The 25,925-nt window shown below is 42.8% G+C and carries 18 protein-coding genes; 11 read left to right on the forward strand and 7 right to left on the reverse strand.

The features are described 5' to 3' along the window. Nucleotides 1-366 precede the first annotated feature (366 nt). The 5 genes from AC04NP_RS24500 to cysC form a co-directional block, all read right to left on the reverse strand. A complete protein-coding gene (locus AC04NP_RS24500) occupies nt 367-804 on the reverse strand; it encodes a hypothetical protein (protein ID WP_482862653.1) in 438 nt (145 codons plus the stop codon). Nucleotides 805-813: 9 nt separating this feature from the next. After that, the gene (gene pheS, locus AC04NP_RS24505) at nt 814-1,845 is read right to left on the reverse strand and encodes a phenylalanine--tRNA ligase subunit alpha (RefSeq protein ID WP_482862654.1); all 1,032 of its coding nucleotides are present in this window, start codon (nt 1,843-1,845) and stop codon (nt 814-816) included. Nucleotides 1,846-1,936: 91 nt separating this feature from the next. Then, entirely contained in the window at nt 1,937-3,214 is a 1,278-nt protein-coding gene (cysN, locus tag AC04NP_RS24510) for a sulfate adenylyltransferase subunit CysN (RefSeq protein ID WP_482862655.1), read from the reverse strand. Between the two features lie 21 nt (nt 3,215-3,235). Beyond that, entirely contained in the window at nt 3,236-4,141 is a 906-nt protein-coding gene (cysD, locus tag AC04NP_RS24515; RefSeq protein ID WP_482862656.1) for a sulfate adenylyltransferase subunit CysD, read from the reverse strand. Nucleotides 4,142-4,163: 22 nt separating this feature from the next. After that, complete coding sequence (gene cysC / locus AC04NP_RS24520) at nt 4,164-4,751, reverse strand: adenylyl-sulfate kinase (RefSeq protein ID WP_482862657.1); 588 nt, start codon at nt 4,749-4,751, stop codon at nt 4,164-4,166. Between the two features lie 113 nt (nt 4,752-4,864). On the opposite strand from cysC, the gene cysQ reads away from it, so the two are divergent. Further along, entirely contained in the window at nt 4,865-5,629 is a 765-nt protein-coding gene (cysQ, locus tag AC04NP_RS24525; protein ID WP_482862658.1) for a 3'(2'),5'-bisphosphate nucleotidase CysQ, read from the forward strand. A gap of 15 nt (nt 5,630-5,644) precedes the next feature. Here cysQ and AC04NP_RS24530 read toward each other — a convergent pair whose 3' ends face one another. Continuing rightward, entirely contained in the window at nt 5,645-7,066 is a 1,422-nt protein-coding gene (locus AC04NP_RS24530; RefSeq protein ID WP_482862659.1) for an undecaprenyl-phosphate glucose phosphotransferase, read from the reverse strand. Nucleotides 7,067-7,917: 851 nt separating this feature from the next. Here AC04NP_RS24530 and AC04NP_RS24535 point away from each other — a divergent pair. The 6 genes from AC04NP_RS24535 to AC04NP_RS24560 all read left to right on the forward strand — a co-directional run bounded on the left by AC04NP_RS24535 (nt 7,918) and on the right by AC04NP_RS24560 (nt 18,626). After that, nucleotides 7,918-9,558 carry a glutamate synthase-related protein gene (locus AC04NP_RS24535; protein ID WP_482862660.1) on the forward strand — a complete coding sequence of 547 codons (1,641 nt, stop codon included), beginning with the start codon at nt 7,918-7,920 and terminating at the stop codon, nt 9,556-9,558. A 42-nt stretch (nt 9,559-9,600) separates the two neighbouring features. Further along, nucleotides 9,601-11,556, forward strand: a complete 1,956-nt coding sequence (locus AC04NP_RS24540; protein ID WP_482862661.1) for a thiamine pyrophosphate-dependent enzyme — start codon at nt 9,601-9,603, stop codon at nt 11,554-11,556. 5 nt (nt 11,557-11,561) lie between these two features. Next, nucleotides 11,562-12,794 carry a cation:proton antiporter gene (locus tag AC04NP_RS24545; RefSeq protein WP_482862662.1) on the forward strand — a complete coding sequence of 411 codons (1,233 nt, stop codon included), beginning with the start codon at nt 11,562-11,564 and terminating at the stop codon, nt 12,792-12,794. Between the two features lie 11 nt (nt 12,795-12,805). Continuing rightward, a complete protein-coding gene (locus AC04NP_RS24550; protein WP_482862663.1) occupies nt 12,806-13,693 on the forward strand; it encodes a DUF5996 family protein in 888 nt (295 codons plus the stop codon). A 395-nt stretch (nt 13,694-14,088) separates the two neighbouring features. Continuing rightward, on the forward strand, nt 14,089-16,869 hold the full coding sequence (locus tag AC04NP_RS24555) for a S8 family serine peptidase (RefSeq protein ID WP_482862664.1): 2,781 nt from the start codon (nt 14,089-14,091) through the stop codon (nt 16,867-16,869). Between the two features lie 137 nt (nt 16,870-17,006). After that, nucleotides 17,007-18,626, forward strand: coding sequence for a sodium:solute symporter (locus AC04NP_RS24560; RefSeq protein WP_482862665.1), 1,620 nt, complete (start codon nt 17,007-17,009; stop codon nt 18,624-18,626). A gap of 128 nt (nt 18,627-18,754) precedes the next feature. Here AC04NP_RS24560 and AC04NP_RS24565 read toward each other — a convergent pair whose 3' ends face one another. Further along, the gene (locus AC04NP_RS24565) at nt 18,755-21,454 is read right to left on the reverse strand and encodes a putative LPS assembly protein LptD (protein ID WP_482862666.1); all 2,700 of its coding nucleotides are present in this window, start codon (nt 21,452-21,454) and stop codon (nt 18,755-18,757) included. Between the two features lie 76 nt (nt 21,455-21,530). On the opposite strand from AC04NP_RS24565, the gene AC04NP_RS24570 reads away from it, so the two are divergent. The 4 genes from AC04NP_RS24570 (at nt 21,531) to AC04NP_RS24585 (ending at nt 25,836) form a co-directional block, all read left to right on the forward strand. Continuing rightward, nucleotides 21,531-22,325 carry an N-acetylmuramoyl-L-alanine amidase family protein gene (locus AC04NP_RS24570; RefSeq protein WP_482862667.1) on the forward strand — a complete coding sequence of 265 codons (795 nt, stop codon included), beginning with the start codon at nt 21,531-21,533 and terminating at the stop codon, nt 22,323-22,325. Between the two features lie 62 nt (nt 22,326-22,387). Further along, nucleotides 22,388-23,299: an MlaD family protein gene (locus AC04NP_RS24575; protein ID WP_482862668.1), complete on the forward strand. Its 912-nt coding sequence runs from the start codon at nt 22,388-22,390 to the stop codon at nt 23,297-23,299. Nucleotides 23,300-23,315: 16 nt separating this feature from the next. Beyond that, entirely contained in the window at nt 23,316-24,941 is a 1,626-nt protein-coding gene (locus AC04NP_RS24580) for an acyl-CoA carboxylase subunit beta (protein ID WP_482862720.1), read from the forward strand. A 55-nt stretch (nt 24,942-24,996) separates the two neighbouring features. Next, nucleotides 24,997-25,836 carry a transglutaminase-like domain-containing protein gene (locus tag AC04NP_RS24585; RefSeq protein ID WP_482862669.1) on the forward strand — a complete coding sequence of 280 codons (840 nt, stop codon included), beginning with the start codon at nt 24,997-24,999 and terminating at the stop codon, nt 25,834-25,836. Nucleotides 25,837-25,925 lie beyond the last annotated feature (89 nt).

The raw sequence follows: 25,925 nt of genomic DNA on the forward strand, positions 1-25,925 counted from the left end.
TATTTTATAAACGAAAACCTCCGTATCTCTTTGTGTCTTAGTGCCGTGGTGAAAAATGGTGAACCGCGGAGGCACCAAGACACTAAGAAATTTGTACAAAGCCCACGAGCCGCTTGTGCCTTTCGACGCCAGAGGAGCTCAACCGAGCCACTTGCCCTATCCGATAGCCTTTATGATGAGAGGATGCGATGATTTCATAATCCAGGCCCCAAAGGTGTATCCCCCCAACTAATTGTCCATTTTCCATTGTCAACTGTCAATTACCAATTGCGTTTAGGTGTTAAAAAAATTGTACTTATCTGTTGCCATTTGTCTTAGAATACGGGCTGCAGTCTTACCAAACCTGAACAGACAGACAATCAGAAACTACAATCCATTACCAATCCTTAAAGTATTTCCTGATAAACTCGACTGATATTCGAGCAGAGGTCGTGTTGCAGGTCCTTTTATGGGAAAACCCTCGAAGTTAAACCTGGATGTGCAGCAGGGATCGACCAGAAACAACCCGGACTGATCTACCTCTACATCCGCACATGAGTTCCGGGGCTGGTATGAGCAGTTTCTTTCAAAAGCCCTGTAGACTGAATTGCTTTCCCGGTAGATAATGATTCCCCGAACCCCCGCATCGATGGTAACGAACCCGCCCAGTGTTTTTAAAGGTAGAAATTCAAAATTATTCAGATTAATAATTTCGTCTACAATAACAAAGGGAATTTGATTACTATCATCATCAGAGTCGTTACAACCGCCCGTGACTGTCGTCAGTAGCCCAAAAGTCAATAACCTGATCAGCCTGTTCATCATCGGGTGATCTTAAATCAGGTAAACATTAAATTGCCTCAAAAACCTGACATCATTTTCGAAAAATAACCGCAAATCGTTAATGCCGTACTTGAGCATGGTGATCCTTTCTATGCCCATACCAAAAGCATAACCTGTATATACTTCAGCGTCGATTCCGCAGTTTTCCAAAACGTTCGGATCCACCATGCCACATCCTAATATTTCTACCCAACCGGTTCCCTTGCAAACTTTGCATCCCTTTCCTTTACATATAAAACATGTAATATCCATTTCAGCGCTGGGCTCGGTGAATGGAAAATATGAGGGGCGAAACCTGATCTGTGTTTCTTTTCCAAACATTTCCCTGGCGAAGTGAAACAAGGTCTGTTTCAGATCCATGAACCCGACGTTGGTGTCGATATATAAAACTTCGACCTGATGAAAAAAACAATGAGCTCTTGCAGATATAGCTTCATTTCTGTATACCCGGCCAGGCATAATCGATCTGATGGGCGGTTTTTGCGATTCCATCAGTCTGATTTGCACATTGGAGGTGTGCGTTCTCAATACCTTGTCGGGATTTTTCTCAATGAAAAAAGTATCCTGCATGTCCCGGGCAGGGTGGTTTTCCTCAAAATTAAGGGCGGTAAAATTATGCCAGTCGTCTTCCACCTCAGGGCCGTCGACCACGTTGAAACCAATTCGCTCGAATATTTCAACGATTCTTTTGCGCACAATCGTCAACGGGTGTAAAGAACCCATGTGCGTTGTAGCCGGTGGCAGGGTTAAATCAAGATCAACTGCCTTGTTGTTGGAAGAGGTCGCCGTATTTACATCCGCAATTAAAGCCTGAAATTTTTGTTGGGCACTATTTTTAAGATCATTTAAAGCAACGCCCATGTGCTTTTTTTCTTCAACAGCCACATGCTTCAAATCAGCAAAAAGATCCCCTATCACGCTTTTCCGGCTGATATACTTCATTCGGAACTCCTCAAGTTCTTCCTGGGTTTTTGCTTCAAATTTTGCAATTTGTTCTTTTAGCTCCCGGACCTTTTCTATCATGCGTAATTCTGTCAATATTGTTAGCTGTACTAAGATACAAATTGATCGCTAATCACAACTAACATCACTGCGTTCATTAAAATAAATCCTCTTAAATAATCATGCCGGCACCTACAGTCTCATTCGTAAATTCGTCAATCAATACCAGGCTACCGGAGGCCCTGTTTTTTCGATAGCTGTCAAAAAACAGGGGACTGGTGGTTCTAACCAATATTCTGCCTATATCATTTAATCCTATTTCTTTATCATCTTCAATTTTGTGAAGCGTATTAATATCGACCTTGTATCGAACATCTTTAATGATACACCGCATTTCCTTACTGGTATGTTTCAACGCATATTTTCCGGTAGGGTTTAGGGGTTTTTCATTTAACCAGCAAAGCATCATATCGATATCCTGACCGACCTGCGATTGATTATTTGGTTTGACGATTATGTCGCCTCTGCTGATGTCCAAATCATCTTCCAGGGTTATTACCACCGACATCGGAGGGAAAGCCTCCTCCAGTTTTCCATCCATAGTTTCAATAGACTTGATTTTCGAAGTAAAACCTGATGGAAATGTCATTATGTCGTCACCGGGTTTGAAGATACCTCCTTCGATTCTTCCGGCATATCCCCTGAAATCATGATATTTGTCCGATTGGGGTCTGATGACACGTTGTACAGGAAATCTGCTGTCTACCAAATTGAAATCACTGGCAATATGCACATTCTCCATGACATACAATAGTGTGCCTCCCTTATACCAATCCATTTCTACAGATCTGTCTACCACATTATCGCCTTTTAAGGCACTTATAGGTATATAATGGATGTCCTTTATATCCAGCTTGGAGCTAAAAGCTTCAAAGTCATCTTTGATTTTGTTGAATACCTCTTCCTTATAATCTACCAGATCCATTTTGTTGACACACAATACCAGGTGTTTGATTTGTAATAAAGAGGCTATGAAGGCATGCCTGCAGGTTTGCTCGACAATACCATTTCTTGCATCTACCAATACAATGGCAAGGTTGGCTGTCGATGCGCCGGTGACCATGTTTCTTGTATATTGAATATGTCCCGGCGTATCGGCAATGATGAATTTTCTTTTTGGCGTGGCAAAATACCTGTAGGCAACGTCAATGGTTATGCCCTGCTCTCTTTCCGCCCTTAAGCCATCGGTTAACAATGCCAGATTCACATGTTCATCACCACTTTGGGCACTGGTTCTTTCGATGGCTTCCATCTGATCCTCAAAAATTGCCTTACTGTCATGTAACAACCGGCCGATTAAAGTGCTTTTGCCATCGTCCACGCTACCAGCCGTGGTGAATCGCAGCAGATCCATGTTTAAATATTCCTGAGATGTTTGAAAGGTGTTCATTCAATAATAAATTCAATATTTCTAAAAGTATCCCTGCTTTTTTCGATCTTCCATAGCCGCCTCTGACCTTCGGTCATCAGCCCTGGCACCCCTCTCTGTTATCCTGGCCGAAGCCACTTCCTGAATGATATCTTCCAGCGTGCCGGCATCAGATTCCACGGCCCCGGTACAGGTCATATCCCCAACCGTTCTGAAACGTACGGTTTTTTCTTCATAAACTTCCCCCTCCAGCAAGGTGATAAACGCAGACTGAGCCAGCAATACATCATTTCTATTGACGATGGTCCTTTTATGCGAAAAGTAAATAGAAGGAATACGCAACTTTTCCGAAGCAATATATTGCCAAACATCCATTTCTGTCCAGTTACTCAATGGAAACACCCTGAAGTGTTCGCCCATATGTTTTTTACCATTAAATATATTCCAAAGTTCCGGACGCTGGTTTTTGGGATCCCATTGCCCGAATTCATCACGATGAGAAAAAAAACGTTCTTTCGCCCTGGCCTTCTCCTCATCCCGCCTGGCTCCGCCAAAAGCGGCATCGAACCGGAACTCCTCTATGGCATCTAACAAGGTTATGGTTTGCAACCCGTTTCTGCTGGGATTGAGCCCCTTTTCTTCCACTGCCCTGCCGCTTTTAATAGAGTCCTCCACATACCGTACAATTAGTTTTGCGCCGACATCTTCCACTAGTTTATCCCTGAAAGTAATGGTTTCTTCAAAATTGTGACCGGTATCGATATGCATTAAAGGGAAAGGAATTTTAGCGGGCCAAAATGCCTTTTGTGCCAATCTTACCATCACTATTGAATCCTTGCCTCCGGAAAACAAAAGCACCGGCTTTTCAAACTGCGCAGCCACCTCCCGCATAATGAATATCGCCTCAGATTCTAACTGCTCTAAATGTGTTAAATTATACCTGCTCATTTATTCAAAATGATTATAAATTCTAAATTCTGGGAATGAAAAAGTCGATCATTTCCTGAAGACAATCTTCAAGATTTTTTAACTCGGTATTGATTGTCAGGGAAGGGGCAGCCGGGTTTTCAAAAGGGGCATCTATGCCAGTGAAATTTTTGATTTCACCTTTTCGCGCTTTTGCGTAAAGCCCCTTTACGTCCCTTGTTTCACAAACACCGATCGGGCACTCGACAAATACTTCATGGTAAATATCGTCTCCTATGATCCTTCTGGACATTGCTCTGATTGATTCGGTAGGGCTAATGAAAGAACAAATGGTAATCACACCACAGTTGGCAAATAACCTGGCTACTTCCGCTACCCGGCGAATGTTTTCCTCTCTGTCTTCCTCCGTAAAGCCAAGATCTGCATTCAGGCCCGTTCTCAAATTATCCCCGTCCAGTATTTGGGTTAGCTTGCCGTTCTCATGGAGGTACTTTTCAAACGATTTGGCGAGCGTACTCTTTCCAGACCCGGAAAGACCTACCATCCAGATTACTATTCCCTTTTGATCCAAAAGTTTTTCCTTGTCTTTTTTACCCAGGATCTGATCAAATATGGGATGAATGTTTTCCAAATCGTTAACAATTAGTGGATTTAATTTTAAGGCACAAAAATAGTATTAAAATAAATATATAATAAATCTTTCTTAATTTATTATAATTTTGACAATCATTAATGAAAGACTGAATGGCGCATAAAATCGATATGGAAGTAATCAGGCAAATTGCCTGGCAAGCCGGGAAAGAAATTCTTAGCATCTACAATGATGCGGATTTTTCGAAGGTAGTAGATTTCAAAAATGATAATTCCCCATTGACCCTGGCTGACAAGGCATCTCATGAAGTGATCGAGAAGGGTTTGAAGGAAACTTACCCCGAACTGCCGGTTATTTCGGAAGAAGGCCGTGAAATTACCTATGAGGAAAGAAAGGATTGGCCTTATTTCTGGTTGGTCGACCCTTTGGACGGAACCAAGGAATTTATGAATAGAAATGGTGAGTTTACCGTGAATATTGCCCTGATAAAAAACAGGAAACCTGTATTAGGGATTGTTTATGCTCCGGTTACCAATGCATTGTATGAGGGGCTGGTAGGTGAATATGCCAGGAAAATACAAAACGGCCAAATTCAGCATTTACATGTGAACAACAAAAATGACAATAGAACTGCGGTTCGTAGCAAATCCCACCCCTCGAAGGAGGAGGAAGAAGTACTCAAGCGTTATGGGGTAGTAGATAGCATTGCCGTAGGTAGTTCCCTGAAGTTTTGTATGGTAGCGGAAGGAAAAGCCGATATTTATTACCGTCATGGACCTACGATGGAATGGGATACAGCGGCCGGTCAGGCGGTGCTGGAAGCAGCCGGCGGCAGGGTCTGCAAGAATACAGGGGATGAGATTTTTACTTACAACAAAGAGTGTTTATTGAATGGCAGCTTTTTATGCCTGGGCTGAAAGCCTGGTTGTCATTCAATAGGCGTTTTCATCACCCCTGAAAAGCAATGAAATCGTCAGAAAAATGATTTTAAAATCGAAAACCAACGACCAGTTTTCAATGTAGAATCTGTCCAGCTTCACGCGGTTTTTCATCAGGTTGAGAGATTTTGTTTCACCACGGAATCCTTTGGCCTGAGCAAGCCCCGTGATACCTGGTTTTACAAAGTGACGAGCCATGAATTTTTCAATTACTTTGGAATATTCCTCTGTGTGCTTCAACATATGCGGCCGTGGCCCCACCACTGACATATGGCCTAACAGCACATTAAAAAACTGAGGAAGTTCATCGAGGCTTGTCTTCCTCAAAAAGGATCCGATCTTGGTAATTCGGTCATCGTTTTTTGTTGCCTGCCTGGCATCGGTACCATGGTTAACATACATGGTTCTGAATTTATAGCAATAGAAACTCCTGTTATCCTTACCGGTTCTTTTTTGTTTGAAAAATACAGGACCTTTTGAGTCCAGTCTTACCAGCAAAGCGAGTAGCGGAAACAACCAGCTAAATACCAGTATAATCACCAGTAACGAAAATATGATGTCAAACATTCGCTTGGTAACGATGTTTTTTCTATCATCCAGGGGTGTGTTGGAAACATTTAAAACCGGTATATAGTCGTACCTTTCGAGGCTGATTGACTTTGAGGAAAATCCTCTGAAATCGGTGAGCAACTTCACCTTTACCAGATGCTTGTCACCAAAATCGATCAGATCTTTAATCAGGGAGTATTGTACATAGGGCAGGCAGCAATAAATATCATCCACCTTGTTGGCCTTTACATATTCTTCAATGTCCCTGTATGTTCCAAGGATTCTGTCCCCTATCTTTTTGTTATCAAAAAATCCAAGAAATTTAAATCCGAATTCGGGATGTAGTCTGAAGAACCTGTGCAGCTCTTCTGCCAGTTCGCCGTGCCCTACAATGACCACCCTGCGGAAGTTGAACCCTTGCTTCCTGTACATTCTCAGCAAATAAAAGAATGCTGACTTCCAGAAAAACAGCGAAATACTGAAAATTAAATAAGTAGTAAAAAACTGTTCCCTGGAATAGAGCTCCTGTGCCTTGAAAATAAACCAAAATCCTGATACAACCAGTAAATGGAGGGTGATAAGCGTTAAATGGCTTCTTAGTATCGTAGCCATCCTGGAAATCCTGGAAATCTTGTAAGGTCTTGAAATAATGGCCAGTACAATCCAGATGACATTAAATAACAAGAGTGAATAAAAGTAGGGATCACTTAAGAGTCCGCCACTTTCATTAAACCTGCCATAACTTTGGGGCCCCGGATTAAATGACCCGAATTTGATAAGATATGAAAAGAGAAATGAAATATTTAAAATAAAAATATCCCCTAAGGCATGTATGTGTTTTATGTATTTCGAGTATCCTGTTGGCAAAGCTTTAAAAATTAACTGGTTTTAAAATTTTTGCAAATATATATGTTGTAAATATTAATTAATCAATAATGATTGCAAATTTGATCATGCAAAGTAAAAATTTTAAGTAAGTTTCTAATTTAATGTTACATAGGTTGTCAATTTGTCAATTCTATTGTTAGCATGGATTAACTTGGCTAACGGGTTTCCAAATTTCTTTGTGGTTATTTTCAATTTCATGGTAACTCTGACTTATTTATATCCTAAAGGTCAATGGGTAATCCGCTCAAACTTCCGGAATAAATCCATATTTATCATGTATATATGCAATCTTATATCGATTCCATGTCCACTACGACCTTGTTTTTCTTTTTGTTTCACAATGCTTTTTAGTTTTCAGAAGTACAGTTAGCAGCAACCTTTTGGGAATCAGTAAATTCTGTTTATTATCTTTTTTTATTTTACAATTGTTATAATTCTATCAAAAATATTACTTGGGCCTTTGAAAGAATAAAACATTGATTTCCTAACACGAATCATCCGTATAATTACTCTGGCTATCAAGTGCTTAAGTTTAGCAATGTTTTAGCCTTCCTGAAAAGACGCACTTAAAAAAAATTATCACAAAATTGTCAACTCTATTACAACCAGCCAGGTAGTTACCCTACCCCTTTGCCCAAGTTTTTTGATTTTTTTTGAAATTTTAATCAGAAAGCCGGTTAGTATCTTGATTTATGTTATTGAATGGTTATGTAAGCCTGCCTACATACTGGCCGGATAAAGTGTGATATATTTATCAGTAATTTGGAATTAAAGGAATAGTTTAGGAATTTAAATTCTCGATCGGGATCCCTAAAACTTGTCTTATCAATATGAAGAACAACGATAACTTTGAAGATTTAAAAGAACCGGTTGCTGTGGCTGACTATGATGCGCTTCAGGATAAAACACCGGCACACGCGCTTGTTGAAAATGTGGACCTTGTAATCATCAAATACGGAGGTGAATTCTCCGTTTTATATGGCAGGTGTTTGCACAGGGGGGCACTACTCAGCGATGGAAAGGTGGTTGGGCATAACTTAATCTGTGGTTTACATCAATGGGATTACCGGATCGATACCGGTATCTCGGAATACAATAATGATGAATTTCTGAATAAATTCAGGGCAGCGAAAAAAGGGCATCGAATCTATGTGGATGCCAGCGAGATAAGGGCTTATCAAGAAAAATATCCGCAACCCTTTAATAGATCTCAATATCTGGGCAACTATGCTGACACGCATCCTGAGTCTACAGAACCCTACACTTTATACATTAAAGCGCTTGCCCAAAACGGGTTAAAAAACTACGGTCACCACGGCCCTACGGCTGCCATGGGAGTTGACAGGGATACATTACCGAAATGGGAGAATATTCAGTTTTTACCGGCACAGTTGTCACGCCGGCCACTGCTGGATCATGAAGAAGTCAGCACACATGTGGTGATTGGTCCCCGGTCCAAAAAACCATTGGTACTGGATATACCGTTATTTGTCTCAGATATGTCTTTCGGTGCATTGTCAAGGGAAGCTAAAATTGCTCTTGCCCAAGGTGCGGAGATGGCTGGCACTGGCATTTGTTCGGGAGAGGGAGGGACGCTTCCTGATGAGCAGGTGAGTAACCCGAAGTATTTTTATGAACTCGCCTCAGCACAATTCGGCTATGGCATTGACAAAATAAAAAAAGTGCAGGCTTTTCATTTTAAAGGAGGGCAAGGAGCCAAAACAGGCACGGGAGGCCATCTGCCCGGGCACAAGGTATCAGAAGAAATAGCTCAGGTTCGTGGGTTGAAAAAAGGTGAACCAGCCATCAGTCCGGCTACTTTTCCCGATTTTCATGGGGTCGATGATTTTAGAAACTTTGCCAACGAGGTCAGGGAAGCTACCGGAGGGATTCCCGTTGGGTTTAAAATTGCTGCCAGCAGGATTGAGGAGGATATTCAATTTGCCCTTGACGTGGGAGTTGACTATATTATTTTGGATGGAAGAGGGGGTGGAACCGGTGCTGCGCCTACTGTTTTGAGAAATAATATTAATGTACCCACGATTCCAGCCCTGGCCAGGGCGAGAAAATTTCTGGATGAACAAAATAGTAAAGGTGTAACCTTGATTATAACCGGTGGTTTGCGGATTGCCGAAGATTTTGCGAAGGCTTTGATGCTGGGGGCCGATGCCATTGCCATATCTAACGCTGCCATACAGGCCATAGGCTGCCTGGGAATGCGTGCCTGTCATACCAACAATTGCCCGGTGGGTATTGCTACGCAGAAGGAGAGCCTCAGGGCAAGGCTGGAGATACAAAATTCAGCCAAACAGCTCTTTAATTTTTTTACGGCTACCAATGATCTGATTAAAGTTATCGCCAGGGCTTGTGGTCATGAAGATATTTCAGCGTTTAATGGCCAGGATTTATCTACTTTTGATTACGATATCCATAAGCTCACAGGTATTCGATATGCGGGTGTAAACCCTTGACAAATTCACCATATATTTTTACTTTCATTTAATTTGAACCTTATGAATGAACCAGATACAACCTTAAAATGGTATAAAGTACTGAACCATGTAGAGGAACTCCCCGAAGGCCGGGTGACTACGGTAACTGCCGGGCATCAGGGCATTTGTCTTACGCATTTTGAAGGCAAAATTTGTGCATTGGACAATAAGTGTCCCCACCAGGGAGGTCCGTTAGGAGAGGGGAGTATTGAAAATGGCTTGCTGAGATGTCCCTGGCATGGGTGGGATTATCACCCCTGTACCGGAAAGGCACCCGGTTATGATGATGGGGTCGCCACTTTTCCGGTTGAAGTAAAAGATGGAGCCATCTACGTAGGTATCCGGCAGGAATTGCCCCATGAGCCTACGGTATCGGATATCATGGTTGAAACGATGATTAACTGGGGCGTAAATACTGTTTTTGGTATGGTAGGGCACTCTAACCTCGGGTTAGCAGATGCTATGCGCAGACAGGAAGGAAAAGGTAAGCTGAGGTTTTTTGGTATCAGGCATGAGGGTGCAGGTGCTTTTGCCGCCTCGGCTTATGGCAAGTTGACCGGTAAACCCGCGGCGTGTTTTGCCATTGCCGGCCCGGGGTCTACCAATATGTTTACTGGTTTGTGGGATGCAAAAGTTGACAGGGCACCCATACTGGCACTTACCGGCCAGGTAGCTACTCAGGTGGTAGGCACCGGCAATTTCCAGGAGGTGGATCTGGTGAGGGCGTTCAATACCGTGGCCGAGTTTAACCATCGTGTGCTTAGTACCAGCAAGCATAGTGAATTAATGTCCCTGGCTGTGAAGCATGCTATTTTAAAGCGTGATGTTTCCCACATAACCTTTCCGGATGAAATCCAGGAAATGGCTCCCCCAAAAGGGGACACTGCTCAAACCCCTGAAAACCGTATTACCCCCTTACAAATTTCACCCCCCATAGAAAGTCTGGATAAGGCGGTGGCCATGTTAAAAAACGCCAAAAGGCCGGTTATTATAGTCGGTCATGGCGCCAGGTTTAGCATGGATGCAATCATTGCTTTTGCAGAAAGCATTAATTGCCCTGTGATGACTACCTTCAAGGGAAAGGGGCAGATTTCAGACCATCATCCCCTGGGTTGTGGTGTGCTGGGAAGGAGCGGCACACCGATAGCTTCCTGGTTTATGAATGAATCGGATCTGCTTGTGGTGTTTGGGGCCTCGTTTTCCAATCATACGGGTATTACTGATCATAAGCCAACCATACAGGTAGATTTCGACCCTTTGGCACTAAGTAAATTCCATAAAATCGACTGTCAGATTTGGGGTGAAATTTCGGTGACCGTTGAATTGATCTCAAAGCGTGTGGAAGGAGCCATGAATACCATTGATCAAAGGCCGGACATAGAAGAGCGATGGAAGATTTGGAAGGCTGAAAAACAAAGGAGATTGGAAGATGATCATGGCAAGGGGGTAAGCTCTATCGCTGTATTTGACGCTATGAATCAATTCATGCCGGAAAATGCTGTCATGTGTGTAGATGTCGGGAACAATGCCTATTCCTTCGGCAGATATTATGAAAGCAAGCAGAACACCTTTTTGATGTCAGGCTACCTGGGGTCGATCGGGTTTGCTTTTCCAGCCGCAATGGGTGCCTGGGCTGCGGCAGGTCATGAAAGACCCATAATCGCGGTGGCAGGCGATGGTGGGTTTTGCCAGTATCTGGGGGACCTGACTACCGCCGTAAAATATGAGATGGATATTAAAGTGATTCTTCTCAATAATTTTGAGCTGGGGAAAATTTCAAAAGAGCAGCGGGCCGGCGAACTTGACGTTTGGGCTACCAGTTTACATAACCCTAATTTTGCGCAGTATGCCGAGGGCTGTGGTGCCCTGGGTATCAGGGTCACGCATCAGGAATACCTGCCCGATGCTATGAAAAAAATTCTTGATCACAATGGTCCTGCGCTGTTGGAAGTCATTTCCGATGTTGACCTGATTTAAAAAATATGCTTGTCTCTTTAACCATCATTGTTGCTTTGGCAGCGTTATTCAGCTACCTGAATCATAAGTTTCTGAAGTTGCCGTTAACCATTGGATTATTGATTCTTTCTATCATCTTAGCCTTATTTTTCGCGGCGCTAAGGGAAGTGAGTCCCATAGTATTTGATCAGGCCTGTGAAGTGGTGCTTAACATCAATTTCAGGGATATTCTGATGAATATCATGTTAAGCTTTTTACTTTTCGCGGGAGCCATGCATGTTGACCTGAAGGCACTTGAAAAGGAAAAATGGGCTGTGATGCTTTTTGCGACATTGGGCGTGCTGATTTCCACGTTCATCGTCGGTGGCTTGGGTTTTCTGGTATTCCGGTTGTTAGGCTTGCATCTTCCTTTGATACATTGCTTATTGTTCGGTGCCTTAATTTCTCCCACCGACCCTATTGCCGTATTGGCCATCTTAAAAGAGGCCCACACCAGCAAAAGTCTTGAATTAAAAATCTCAGGAGAGTCGTTATTTAACGATGGTGTAGGTGTTGTTGTCTTTTTAAGCATCGCCATGGTAGCGACCATGGGTGTGGAACACTTTGAGGTTTCTGAAATTTTTCACCTGTTTGCCCTGGAGGCCCTTGGAGGAATAGCTTATGGGGTGGTGTTAGGTTATCTTGGTTACCTGTTGCTTAAATCTATTGACGATGCACCTAAAATTGAGGTTTTAATTACCATTTCAATTGCCATGGGTGGATACGCACTCGCCGATATATTAGGGGTTTCGGGGCCGCTGGCCATGGTAGCCGCAGGATTGCTCATCGGGCATCAATTGAGCTCCGGCAAATTTTCCAAAAACTCAAAAAAGCACATGGACCTCTTTTGGGAAATGCTCGATGATATATTGAATGCTGTCCTTTTCGTTTTAATTGGCCTGGAGATTATGATTCTTTCGTTTGAATTACGCTATTTTCTAGCCGGTCTTGCAGCAGTGATCATTGTCCTTGCAGCACGGTTTTCGTCGGTTGGTTTGTCCTATGCCTTGCTGAGAAATCATGATGCATCAAAAATCAAAACTATTGGCATTTTAACATGGGGTGGACTAAGGGGGGGGATCTCCGTCGCCCTGGCATTATCCCTGGAACCTTCTATGTCCAGGGAAATTATTGTTTTCATAACCTATATGGTGGTTGTTACTTCCGTCCTGGTCCAAGGGTTAACTATAAAATCGGTTGTTCGAAAGTTAAGCACTTAAAAAAAATGGCTATGTCAAATGAAGCATTTCAAAGTTGGGTACCGCATAAAAAGGCTAATCTTAAAACCAAAGCGTTACATACGGTCAGGATTGAACTGCACCGGGCTATACAAATAGTTGGTGCCACCGGTCGTTCCTATTCACCCCCCTCCATTGAAGATGCATATGGTAGCCTGCATTGGCATGGAGATTCCGGTATCATGATGAGCCAGGTAGTGGGAACGGATCAACGGATATACGCAGGACTGAGTTTCTCAAAATTTGTTCTGGGCATTTATCATGAAGATGGGTCGGAGATCGATAGCCTGCATTTGAATGGATACCGGTTTGCAGAAGCTGTAGCATGGTTTAGAAAAGTGTTAAACAATGCAGGACTCGATGGAAATGTACTTTCCCTGGACTTACCGTATGAAATTCCTGAATATGGTACCCAATCCGATCAGGAATTCAGGTTTAAGCATAAAAAGGTTTTTAGTGAATTCTCCAAATTGTATGAAAATGCAGCTTTAGTGCTGGGATATTATCAGCGTAACAACAGCAAAAACGCCACTGAAATGAAATGCTGGCCCCATCATTTTGATCTGGCAATCCAATTGATTTATGACGTGGACGGGGAACCTGGTCAAAAAAACTATATAGGTTTAGGATTTTCACCCGGGGATGACACTTACAAAAGACCGTATTATTATATCAATTTGTGGCCATATCCGGACATAAAAGAACAAGACTTACCATCATTCCAAGGGGGTAGCTGGAATACTAAGGGCTGGTTTGGCGCAGCGTTGGATATTAAATCTATTAAAAAGACAAACGAAACGGTCCGGCAAACACAACTGGTCAAAGATTTTTATGACATTACCCTCAAGGCAATCTTTAAACTCATCAATAAGGAAACATAGCCCTATAAAATTGTATTTATACAAGATTTTTAACTTTAAGATACAGCATTCAAAAAGAGACCTAATCCTATTTTTTTTCAATGAGGTTTTTTGCCTTGACGCGGAGCTGAAAATAACAGGTTGTCTGAACAAAATTCCTGTCATTAATATCGGGCTATTTAAACATCTAAATACCAGTGACTTAACGGCAAGTTAATCCTGTTTGGAAAGGAAGGTGGCCATCATTGGGTCTTCAGGAAGATGCTTCACTGCTATGAAGGAAACCTAACTATCTGAATTATTCGACGGATATTTTTTTCTTTTTATAAATTTTCTCTTATAATATATAATTATTTCTCTCTTTTATGAGAAGTAATTTGACTTTTTTGAAGAGTTACATCCAAAAAACCATTAGTATGATGCACCACTTTTACATCAGGACTATACTTGTCTTTTTTGTCGTGGGTTTTTTGAGTGTGAAAAATGTTTCCGGCCAGAAAATTTCAGATCAGTCAAAGGTGCACCAAAAAACCAATATGACAAGGCTCCATGCCCTGAAAGCAGCGTATGCGAAAAAAAGCCTTGAGAAAAGACAGCAGGCAGAGCAACTAGCGAAAAGGTATGGCTGGGAAATCAGAAAAACCGATATCCATGGCAATTTTATGGAATTGCAGGAGATCTCGGCGCTGGGAAAACCAAAATATTATATAACCCATGGTAGCAGGCCTTTCAACCTGGATGCTGCCAATACCACCGGGACAAGTTCTTTATGGACCGGAGGCGCCTTAGGCCTGGACTTAAACGGAGAGGGCATGCGCGTGGGAGCATGGGATGGTGGAGCGGTCCGGTTAACGCATCAGGAATTTGATTCAAATGATTTTCAGTCTGACAATGCCGTTACCATTTCCAATCATGCAACGCATGTGGCTGGTACTATGGTGGGGCTCGGCGCTAATTCACCGGCAAAAGGCATGGCCAGCAAGGCCTCATTGCTGGCTTATGATTGGAACAACGACGAAACTGAAATGGCAGCGGAAGCAGCCAATGGCTTGTTGGTCTCCAATCATTCTTACGGATGGAGTCCTTTGTTTTTGGCTGCCTGGGAATTTGGCTATTATGACACACAAGCAGCTTCCTGGGATGCTATACAATACAACGCACCTTATTATTTGGTGGTAAAATCCGCCGGTAATGATCGAAATGGCTATAATACTTCCAAACGGGGGTATGATTTAGTCAATGGTGCATCCGCTTCAAAAAATACCCTGGTCGTAGCCGCTGTAGAAAATGTTACCGGTTACCATCAACCCTCGGATGTGATCATGTCCGGATTTTCCTCGTGGGGGCCGACAGACGATGGAAGAATCAAACCCGACATATCCGCTAAAGGTGTCAGGGTGTTTTCCTCGTATGGAACAGGTGACAACCATTATTCCATCCTATCGGGCACTTCAATGGCTGCCCCGAATACGGCTGGCTCTTTGATACTTTTGCAACAACATTATAATAATCTGAATGGTATCTTTGTGAGGGCTTCGACTTTAAAAGCTGTGGTCATTAACACCGCCGAAGAAGCAGGCGATGCACCTGGCCCGGATTACAAATTCGGATGGGGCCTGTTAAACATCGAGAAAGCAGCATTGTTGATCTCCAATAAGAATACGTCTGCTATCATTGAAGAATCTGTGCTCCACAATGGCGATTCCCTGATCCTGACAGTTACCTCCGATGGCCTTGTCCCTTTAAAAGCCAGCCTCGTTTGGACCGACCCGGCAGGAACTCCCGGACCGGTTAACATCGTGGATAATCCATTGCCTATGCTTGTAAATGACCTCGACATGCGCATTACCAAAAATACTGACACATTTGAACCATGGGTACTCGAGCCGGCTGATCCCTCACATGGTGCCATTACCGGTGACAACAGGGTGGACAATGTCGAAGGAATAACCATAGATTCGCCCGATCCTGGTGCGTATACCATCATTGTAACACATAAAGGGTCATTAAAAAATGGAAGTCAGGAATTCTCCTTAGTGGTCAATGGCATCACTGCAGGCCCTCCACCAGTTTGTGAGGTAACTGTTCCGGGTGATTTGCTATCGGAAAATATGACCGACAGCACTGCCACAATTTCCTGGAATGATACAACCCCTGTTAATTCTTTTGATTATCGCTACCGGGTAACAGGTGATTCTACCTGGACAACTGCCAATACCACCGACACCAGGGCACAGCTCGGAGAACTGGGCGCTAATACCCATTACGAATTTCAGGTCCGGTCAAACTGTGACAGTGCCAGTTCCCAATATTCCACATCTTCTTATTTTACAACCCTTCAGCCTCTGGTCCCATGTCTTCCGGCCTCGTCAACAAGTGTCCCGGCCCCGGCCATTACCAATAGCGGTGCTATACTTACATGGACCGTAGTAAGTGAATCGACCGGCTACAATTACAGATTCCGACCTACCGGGACAACCCATTGGATTAACGGAAAAACCAAGGCCAATTCTGTCACACTTTCGGGATTAGTAGAAAATACCAGCTACGAATATCAGGTACAAACAACATGTGTTAACAGCAAATCAGTGTACACTGTATCTTCCTCTTTTACGACCACCGGATCAGCAAGAGTTGACCCCACCCGTTGCGATGCCGTACCTGCCAACCTTACCGCTTCAACCACCAGTAAAACTGCCGATGTAAGCTGGAATCCTGTAGAGGGCGTTATTGAGTACCAATACCGTTACCGGCCCGTTACCGGAGGGCGCTGGGTACGTGGAAATGTCTCGACCCATTCGGTATCATTAACTGGCTTGAAACCTGGCACCAGTTACAATTTTCATATAAGGGCACGTTGTGGAGATTTTAGCCCAATTACCAGGTTGGCTTTTTCTACTTTAAATAACGTAAATGATCAGGTTAACCACTTTACACCCATCAAAAGTGACCTCACATTTGGTGAGGAGGTTATGCTTTATCCCAACCCGGCATCTGACAGGCTACACATTGAAATACACGAATTCTTCGATGGGGCACAGGTGTTGATTTACGATGTGAAAGGCGTAAAGTCAATGGAAGGCAAAACAATTACCGGTGACGACGAAATAAACATCACCACCTTGTCACCTGGCATGTATTACGTCCGGATTATTACACAATATCAATCAATTGCCAGGCAGTTTATTAAAAAATAGGCATTTGGACATCAGAAATACACTTCTTGTCGAATTTTATAAAAAACCGGCGTATATTCAATCCATTTTCGTATTTTATCGGCTTAAATTTTTTGAATATTTAAAAGCTATCCCATATTTAATTTAAACTATTGATTATGAAAAGTCTCGATGTGCTGGATTGGATTGTGATAGGCGCTTATTTTTTGGTATTACTGGCAGTGGCGGTCTGGGTAATCATGCAAAAACAAAAAAATACGGAAGATTACTTTTTAGCGGGCAGGAACATCGGATGGTTCGTTGTCGGGGCGTCGATTTTCGCCTCGAACATTGGTTCAGAGCATGTGGTCGGACTTGCAGGCGCCGGCGCCGGAGATAAAATGCCTATGCTGATCTATGAATTACATGCCTGGCTGGTGTTAATGCTGGGTTGGGTATTCTTGCCATTTTATGCAAGAAGCGGTGTATTTACGATGCCGGAATTTCTTGAAAAGCGTTTTAATGCGAAGGCCAGATGGATACTTTCTGTGTTTTCGCTGGTTGCCTATATTTTGACAAAGGTTTCAGTAACCATTTACGCCGGTGGTGTGGTGGTCTCATCGTTGCTCGGTATTAACTTTTGGGTAGGGGCCTTGTCTACGGTTGTTTTGACCGGAATCTATACGGTGCTGGGTGGCATGAGAGCCGTGGTCTATACAGAAACCCTGCAAACCATCGTATTGGTGCTGGGTGCAGCTACCCTGACCTTCTTAGGTTTACAAGCCGTGGGTGGTTGGAGCGGACTGAAATCGACCCTGGGTGCCGAATACTTTAACATGTGGCGCCCCCCCTCAGATCCTGATTTTCCCTGGCCCAGCCTGTTTTTTACAAGTACTATAGTTGGCATATGGTATTGGTGTACCGACCAATACATTGTGCAACGCGTATTAACCGCCAAAAGTATCAAAGAGGGGCGCAGAGGAACTATTTGGGGTGCTTTTTTGAAACTTTTGCCTGTGTTTATATTCCTGATTCCAGGCGTAGTGGCGCTGGCTTTAAAACAGCGCGGCCAGTTGGAATGGGACTCACCTGATCAGGCTTTTCCGGTGTTGATGAGTAATCTGTTACCCTCAGGAATGAGGGGACTGGTGGCGGCGGGTTTGTTGGCCGCCTTAATGAGTTCACTGGCGTCGGTATTCAATTCCTGCTCCACACTATTTACAGTAGACATTTATAAAAAACTAAAACCACAAACGCCAGAAAAGGATTTATTGCGTATTGGCAGAATGGCTACTTTTGTAGTAGTAATTCTTGGCATTTTATGGATTCCTATCATGGCTAATATCTCGGGTGTTTTATATGAATACCTTCAAAAAGTGCAATCCTATATTTCTCCCCCTATCGCTGCGGTATTCCTATTAGGCATTTTTTACAAAAGGATCAACGCCAGAGGCGCGTTGGCAACGCTAATTGCCGGGTTTGCGATCGGGGCTTTGCGTATGATACTCGAGCTTGCCAAAGACAGGCTGCCTGAAGGAAGTTTGTTTTATCACCTGGGTGCTATGAATTTTCTAACATTCGGGGCTTACTTTTTTCTGATCTGCGTTATTATTGCCATTACGGTGAGTTTAACCGCCCCCGCCGAGCCCTCGGAAAAGCTACGTGGCCTGACTTTTGCCACCTTGACCCATGAACAAAAAAGCGCTAATAAAAACAGCTATAACTGGGTCGATATCATTACCTCTTTAGTGGTGCTGGCTATGGTTATTTACGTGATGGTATCCTTTAGTGGGCGGTAGTTGATTGACAATTAACAGTTGACAGTTGATAATTGGCAACTTGGAGGGGCTGGATGGTTGGGATGATGGGGGGGAATTGTTTGGTGGGGGCGATCGGAAGGATGGTGTATTGGGGTAAACCCCATCTCTTACTGATCAAAAAAGCTTTTGCGCTTGTAATATTTCAGATCGCTTAGTAAAGCGGACTTGATTCGGACGGTAAAGGCATAAGAGGTAAATCTGCCGAAGGGTGTCCAGTTGAAAACCATCATCCAGCAATTGAGGTCACGTGTGACGTCGAGCCTGGTTTGTGTAAACTCCCTGTTCTCCACATCATATCCTGAGGAAAAGCCAATGTCCCATTTGGGGGTTAGCTTCAGATTGCCGTTGAATCTGATACCCTGATTAACTACGGCATCCTGGAAGCCGGTTTTCCGGTAATTTAAAGTGTAGGTAATCCTTAAATCCCAGGGAACATCGAAATCCACATATAATCCGGGGTCACCATTGATATAACTGACATCTTCCGGCCTTGCCGACTCCAACTGGTCGTCCGGGTTTTCATTGGGATCGAGGCCACGATCATTGTCCCTGCCTGTACCATTGGATTTTGGGTTCAGACTGGTACCCAGGGATAAGCGTGCTGATGTTATTTGTCCCAGCCCCCGGCCATTTTTCCATGCAAATTCGTTTATCCTGCGCTGGCGGACGTTTGTCGAACCATCATTATTCACTGTTATTGGTTCGAGCAGTTGGTAAACATAGGGATCAATGGTCGCGTTGGTTGCGAGGTCTACTTTTTTATTGAATAATTTTGTTCTTAAGTTCAAATTAATATTCGAAAGGTTGAAAGAGTCGGCAACTATGTTGTAACTGGCCGATAGTCCAAAATTATCAATTAATGAAACTTTGGTAGGTTTTCCGGTGGTATCATTCTTAGGAATTGTCTTCATTTCCAGGTTATTGGCGATTGACAGGCTTATGGAGCCTGATTCACCGGCCTGAGGAGCACCGAAAACAAAACGGTCAAACCTTGAAATCAGCCTTTCCGTTCCCAAAGAGTCTACTTGTACGTTTTTGTAAAAATCAAATTTTTCATCCGAAAAATCAGGCCTGTAGCTAAAACTCAACGATGGCCTGACCGTATGCCGGATCGCCTGCACCCTTTTGCCTTCCTTAAATTGAAAGGTACCGTAAATATTGGTATTTAAGCTCATACCGCCACTATATGAATAAGCGCGGGAAAATCTGTCAATTGTGTCGACCCGTACAGTGTTTTCTCCCTCGATAAAAGTGTAATCCAACCTTCTGGGATACCACAACTCTTCGTAATTGAACGTAGGGCTCAAGGTGAAATGCTGAAATAGCTTGAAAGTAGTGGAAACGGGTATAATATGTCTGCCGCCTATTTGGGCCCTGTCCAGTAATAAATCGGCATTTTCAAAATTAAAACCGATGATGGAGTCATTCAGCGGATTTTCATTTGCGAGCTCAAAACCTGATGGATTTCCGATCCGGTTATTGGAAATCTGAACCGTGGAGTTAAACCGGTAGGAGAAGTTGATCTTTTCATACCATTTACCACCACTACTTCCTCTTTTTTTGAATGGGTTTATCCGGCTCATGTTCAGACTGAAATCAGGCAAGGTCATGTTTACCACTTCTGTCGAGGCATTTTGATTATGTCGGGCACTAAGGGCGATGTTTATTGGTGTCCCGGTGAAAGTTTTGGAATAAGTGATGTTAGACGAAAACTGGGCAGTTGTATTCCTTTCCACGGATTGCACCACATTGTCATTGTACGACGATGTACCGGCATTCACATTGGCAGAAAACCGGCTGTTTCCTCTAGGGGTTGGAGAATGACTCCAACGAATCCAGAAAGTGTTTAATGCCACCGAATCTTCCTCGTCACCACTGACAATTTTTTCATAAGAAAAATTAAAATTGCCGTTGTATCTGTATCTTTTTCTGTAAGTGGAAGTTACACTGGCCCCCAACCCACCTTTGCTGTAAATGGATCCTACCAGATTCAAGTCGATGTAATCGTTGATGGACCAGTAATACCCCCCATCCCTCAAAAAGAAACCCCTTCTTTGTTCCTCCCCGTAAGTTGGAATCTGGATGCCGGAGGCTTTTTCATTTGGAGAAGGAAACATGCCAAAAGGAATAAATAAAGGCGTGGGAACATTCCCGATATATAATTGCGCCGGGCCTGTCAGGATTTTTTTCTTGGGCACTACCTTGATTCTCTTGGATTTAATGTAAGTGCCTGCTACGGGTGTTTCACAGGGACAAAACCGCCCATCCTGGATAAACAAGTCATCATATTGGTTTTTTTTCACTTTATCCCCCAGTAGAAAACCTTCCCCCTGTTCTGTTATTACATTATAAATAATGGCTTTTTCTGATTTAAAATTGTATCTTATGCTATCGGTGGTATATTCGGCAGCTCCCTGCCTGAAAACCGGCCGGTTGATCAATTTGCCGGTTGAGTCGACACCTGGCTTAGCCAAAACAGACTCATTAATAAAATCTATGGCAATATAATCTCCGGACAATTCTATATCACCATACGTTATTTTAGCGTTTTTATATAGATGAATGGTTTGTGTGATAACATCCAGGCTGGTAGAATCGGAAGAAATATATTTGATTTTTGTGCTTAAATCACCGGTTTCTTCCTGTTGGTTTGTTAGGGAGTCACTTTGAACCGTAGTGGTATCTATTGTTTGTACGGGAGGTTGTATATTGACCGAATCGGCGGGTTTTTCCTGACCGCTCTGACTGTACGAAATATGGGCAATGAGCAAAAAAAGCCCAATAAATGCGTAATTTAATTTGTACAACAGTTTTTTCGGTTTTAGAGAAAATTTTAGAATTTTGTGTAAAGTTACCTGATAAAGATTTAACAAACGTAATATCGTGAGAAATAAAATTGTCGTACTTTCATTGGGAGCGTTGTTAATTTTTGGGTCATTTAATGTCTTTAACACGTTCGAATACAGGGTTAAAAAAATCGTGATAGATGCCGGCCACGGTGGCAAAAACTGGGGTACCACCGGCAAAGTCTCCAAGGAAAAGAACATTTCACTGGCTATATCCAAAAAACTGGGCAAAATACTTAGCGAAAAAATGAGTGGTGTGGAAATCATTTTAACCCGTAACAATGATACTTTTATTGGTTTGGACGAACGTGCTGAAATAGCAAACAAAAACAGTGCCGACCTTTTTGTATCCATACACTGTAATTCATCCGGCAAAAATAAATCCCCGCATGTAAAAGGAACCGAGACCTGGGTGATGGGTATGAACAAACTATCTTCCAACCTGGATGTGGCAAAAAGAGAGAATTCGGTCATCCTTCTGGAAGATAATTATGATGAAAAATATGAAGGCTATGACCCGGAATCTCCGGCATCCAACATCTTGTTTTCACTTTACCAGAACGCTTATCTTGAAAACAGTTTAAAACTGGCAGAAAAGATCGAATACCAGTTTGAAAACCGCGTAGGCAAAAACAGTCGGGGGGTAAAGCAGGGACCATTTTTGGTACTACATAAATCATATATGCCAAGCGTGCTGGTGGAAGTGGGATTTTTAACCAATCCTCAGGAGGAAAAGGAATTAAATGATGACTTAAAGCAAACCTACATCGCTTCGGCCATATACCGTGCCATCAGAGATTACAAGCAGGAGGTGGAATCCTTGAGCAAATAAATTTTTTTTGTGAAGTTAATAGTTTAATTTTCCGGAGGTTTAGTTAGCTAAAATACTTTTAAGTGAAAATATCAAGAGAATTCAAAGTTGGATTATTAGCTGTAGTTGCCGGTTCCATCTTATATATTGGATTTAATTTTTTAAAAGGAATAGATTTATTTTCAAATACCAATAAGTACTACGCTTACTACAGTAATATCGACGGACTGGCGGTATCGAATCCGGTTACATTCAATGGGGTGAATGTGGGAAGAGTAAGTGATATAAACATTATTCAGCAACAAAATAATATTGTAGAGGTTGAACTGGAAATTCAGCAAAAGCTGATCATCGGTGAGTCGACCCAGGCAGAATTGACCACAGATTTGCTGGGTAGTAAGTCCGTGGTGTTAAAAGTGAAAACCAATGATGTGCCCCTGGAGGCTGGTGGTACAATTGAAGGCGTCATAGAGCAAGGTCTCATGGAAACCATCCTTGATAGCACTGATCCTCTGAAATCAACCATGGTCAATGTAAACGAGGTATTAAGAAGCTTTTCAGAATCAAAAATAAAGCTTGATTCGGTACTCATAAGCTTTACCAGAACTTCGCAGAAAGTCAACGGCATGCTGGATCAAAATAGAAGGAATATTTTAAAAATAACCAGCGATTTGTCGGATTTAACCGAAATTTTGATTGATGAACAGGACGGGCTGAAACCATTGCTGGCCAATGTCAATACCATTACCGATTCGTTGAAAGTACTTGAATTATCCCGTACTGTGGATAGCCTGAGTAAAACTTTAAACGCGCTGGAAAGTACCATAGACAAGATGAGCAATGGTGATGGTTCCATGGCAAAATTCATCAATGATGATTCATTGTATACCAACCTGAATCACACCGCTGAGTCGCTGGATCAGTTATTGGTCGACCTGAAGGAAAACCCAAAAAGATATGTGAATTTCTCCTTATTCGGGAGAAAAGATAAATGAGCAAGATCAAATGGCCATAGATTTGGAATTTAACAAAAATGAAGATGCTTACAAACAGCTATGTTATCAATTAAAAACCAGACTTGACAAAGTAAAACTAGGCGGAGGGGAAAAAAAGATCGCGAAACATCACGAAAAAGGCAAGCTGACGGCACGGGAAAGAATTGCCTATTTAACCGATGAGGGTTCGGATTTTTTAGAAATAGGGGCATTTGCCGCAGATGGTATGTATGAGGGTTTTGGGGGCTGTCCATCGGCGGGCGTAGTGACTGGCATTGGATGGGTCGAAGGAAGGCAATGCGTAATTGTAGCCAATGATGCCACTGTAAAAGCCGGCGCATGGTTTCCCCTGACGGCTAAAAAGAATCTGAGGGCGCAGGAAATTTCCATAGAAAACAGGCTCCCTATTATTTATCTGGTGGATAGTGCCGGTGTGTTTTTACCTATGCAGGATGAGATATTTCCGGATAAAGAACATTTCGGCCGCCAGTTTAGAAATAATGCCAGGATGTCTTCAATGGGTATTATCCAGATGGCTGCCATTATGGGGAGCTGCGTGGCAGGAGGGGCATACCTGCCTATTATGTCTGATGAGGCCATGATAGTCGATAAGACCGGTTCCATCTTTTTGGCCGGCTCATACCTTGTAAGAGCAGCCATCGGAGAAAATATTGATAATGAAACACTTGGAGGTGCCACTACCCATTGTGAGATTTCAGGTGTCACAGATAACAAATATGACACTGATGAAGATTGTCTGGATGCCATCAGGGGCATTTTCGACAAAATAGGTGATTTTGAAAAAGCTGGTTTTAACCGTGCAGAGCCTGCACCCCCTAAAAAAGATGTCAACGAAATCTACGGAATTTTTCCCAAAGACAGGGTTAAACCTTACGATACCCTGGAAATAATTGAGCGGTTGGTGGACAACTCCGAATTTGATCAGTACAAGGCACGCTATGGCCAAACTATTGTGTGTGGCTCAGCCAGAATCGACGGCTGGGCTGTTGGCATTGTGGCCAATCAAAGAAAGATTGTTAAATCCGGGAAGGGAGAGATGCAGATGGGTGGGGTGATCTATTCTGATTCTGCCGACAAGGCCGCCAGGTTTATTATGAATTGTAACCAAAGAAAAATGCCTTTAGTATTTTTACAGGACGTAAGCGGTTTTATGGTAGGTAGTAAGGCAGAACACGGCGGAATCATTAAAGATGGTGCCAAAATGGTAAATGCCATGGCTAATTCAACGGTACCTAAATTTACGATCATCATGGGGAACTCCTACGGAGCCGGAAATTACGCAATGTGTGGCAAAGCTTATGACCCCAGGTTGATCTATGCCTGGCCTACTTCCCAGATAGCTGTCATGAGTGGGGCGGCAGCGGCCAATACACTGCTCCAAATCAAGGTGGCTGCCTCGAAGGCAAAAGGTGAACAACTTACCGACAAAGAAAAGCAGGAACATCTGAAAGAGATCACAGACAGGTACAATCAACAGCTAAGCCCCTATTATGCTGCCAGCCGGTTATGGGTAGATGGCATCATTGATCCCCTGGAAACCAGAAAGGTGATATCCACCGGAATTGCGGCGGCCAATCATGCTCCTGTCGATAAATTTAATGCAGGCATTATTCAAACCTAGCACCAGTGTTTTTTAATCAATATTAATAAGCAATTTATATGTAATTGGATAGGAAATGGATAAAAAGGAGTTCAAAGCGCTGGTTTCCCTGCTGGATGATGAAGATACTGAGATCGTTGCTCATGTAGAACAAAAGATCATCTCTTTAGGCGGTGAAATTATTCCTTATCTCGAGGAGGAATGGGAGAATAACTTTAATACAGATACACAAAGAAGAATTGAGGACCTCATTCATACGTTACAATTTGATTTGTTAAGGGCAAAGCTATCCGCCTGGAAGCATGCTAAAAACAGGGATTTGCTGGAGGGAATGGCCCTGGTAGCCTCCTTTCAGTATCCGGATATAGTTGTAAGTGAACTGAGAAAGGAACTGGAGCAGATCTATTATGAAGCATGGCTGCAATTCAAGCCTGAAGTGCACCCTTTTGACCAGATTAAAATTTTAAATAGCGTACTGTTCGGCAAGTTGAAATTCGGGGCGAATAACAAAAACTTTCATTCTCCGGGTAATTCGATGATCAATGTTGTTCTTCAAACCAAAAAAGGGAACCCCCTGACCTTGTGTGTTATTTACATGCTGGTTGCCCAAAAGCTCAAGTTGCCGGTTTATGGTGTTAATTTGCCAAACCTGTTTATTCTTACGTATAAAACCAAAGAGATGCAATTCTACATTAACGCATTTAACCGGGGCCTGATTTTTACGAGGGATGATATCGATAAGTACATTTCTGAACTTTACCTCACACAAAAAGACTCATATTACGAACCTTGCTCCGACCTGGATATTATCAGAAGGGTCTTAAAAAACCTGGCCTTTGCTTTTGAAAAAATCGGTGATCATTATAAAAGTGAAGAAATTAAAATTTTAATTACTGGCCTGGGTAATTCCGAATAACACTTATTTATCTTACAGGTACTCAAACAGTTATTTCAGCATTCCAAATGAGCCTTTATGCCTGATGATCATCGTCGACTGGCCTTGTC

The sequence above is a fragment of the Agaribacillus sp. DX54 genome (assembly GCF_056858335.1).

Excerpts from the sequence above, each read along its gene's own strand:
- AC04NP_RS24500 (WP_482862653.1), bottom strand. The coding sequence starts at position 804 with ATGATGAACAGGCTGATCAGGTTATTGACTTTTGGGCTACTGACGACA.
- pheS (WP_482862654.1), bottom strand. The coding sequence starts at position 1,845 with ATGATAGAAAAGGTCCGGGAGCTAAAAGAACAAATTGCAAAATTTGAA.
- cysN (WP_482862655.1), bottom strand. The coding sequence starts at position 3,214 with ATGAACACCTTTCAAACATCTCAGGAATATTTAAACATGGATCTGCTG.
- cysD (WP_482862656.1), bottom strand. The coding sequence starts at position 4,141 with ATGAGCAGGTATAATTTAACACATTTAGAGCAGTTAGAATCTGAGGCG.
- cysQ (WP_482862658.1), top strand. The coding sequence starts at position 4,865 with ATGGCGCATAAAATCGATATGGAAGTAATCAGGCAAATTGCCTGGCAA.
- AC04NP_RS24535 (WP_482862660.1), top strand. The coding sequence starts at position 7,918 with ATGAAGAACAACGATAACTTTGAAGATTTAAAAGAACCGGTTGCTGTG.
- AC04NP_RS24540 (WP_482862661.1), top strand. The coding sequence starts at position 9,601 with ATGAATGAACCAGATACAACCTTAAAATGGTATAAAGTACTGAACCAT.
- AC04NP_RS24545 (WP_482862662.1), top strand. The coding sequence starts at position 11,562 with ATGCTTGTCTCTTTAACCATCATTGTTGCTTTGGCAGCGTTATTCAGC.
- AC04NP_RS24550 (WP_482862663.1), top strand. The coding sequence starts at position 12,806 with ATGTCAAATGAAGCATTTCAAAGTTGGGTACCGCATAAAAAGGCTAAT.
- AC04NP_RS24555 (WP_482862664.1), top strand. The coding sequence starts at position 14,089 with ATGATGCACCACTTTTACATCAGGACTATACTTGTCTTTTTTGTCGTG.
- AC04NP_RS24560 (WP_482862665.1), top strand. The coding sequence starts at position 17,007 with ATGAAAAGTCTCGATGTGCTGGATTGGATTGTGATAGGCGCTTATTTT.
- AC04NP_RS24585 (WP_482862669.1), top strand. The coding sequence starts at position 24,997 with ATGGATAAAAAGGAGTTCAAAGCGCTGGTTTCCCTGCTGGATGATGAA.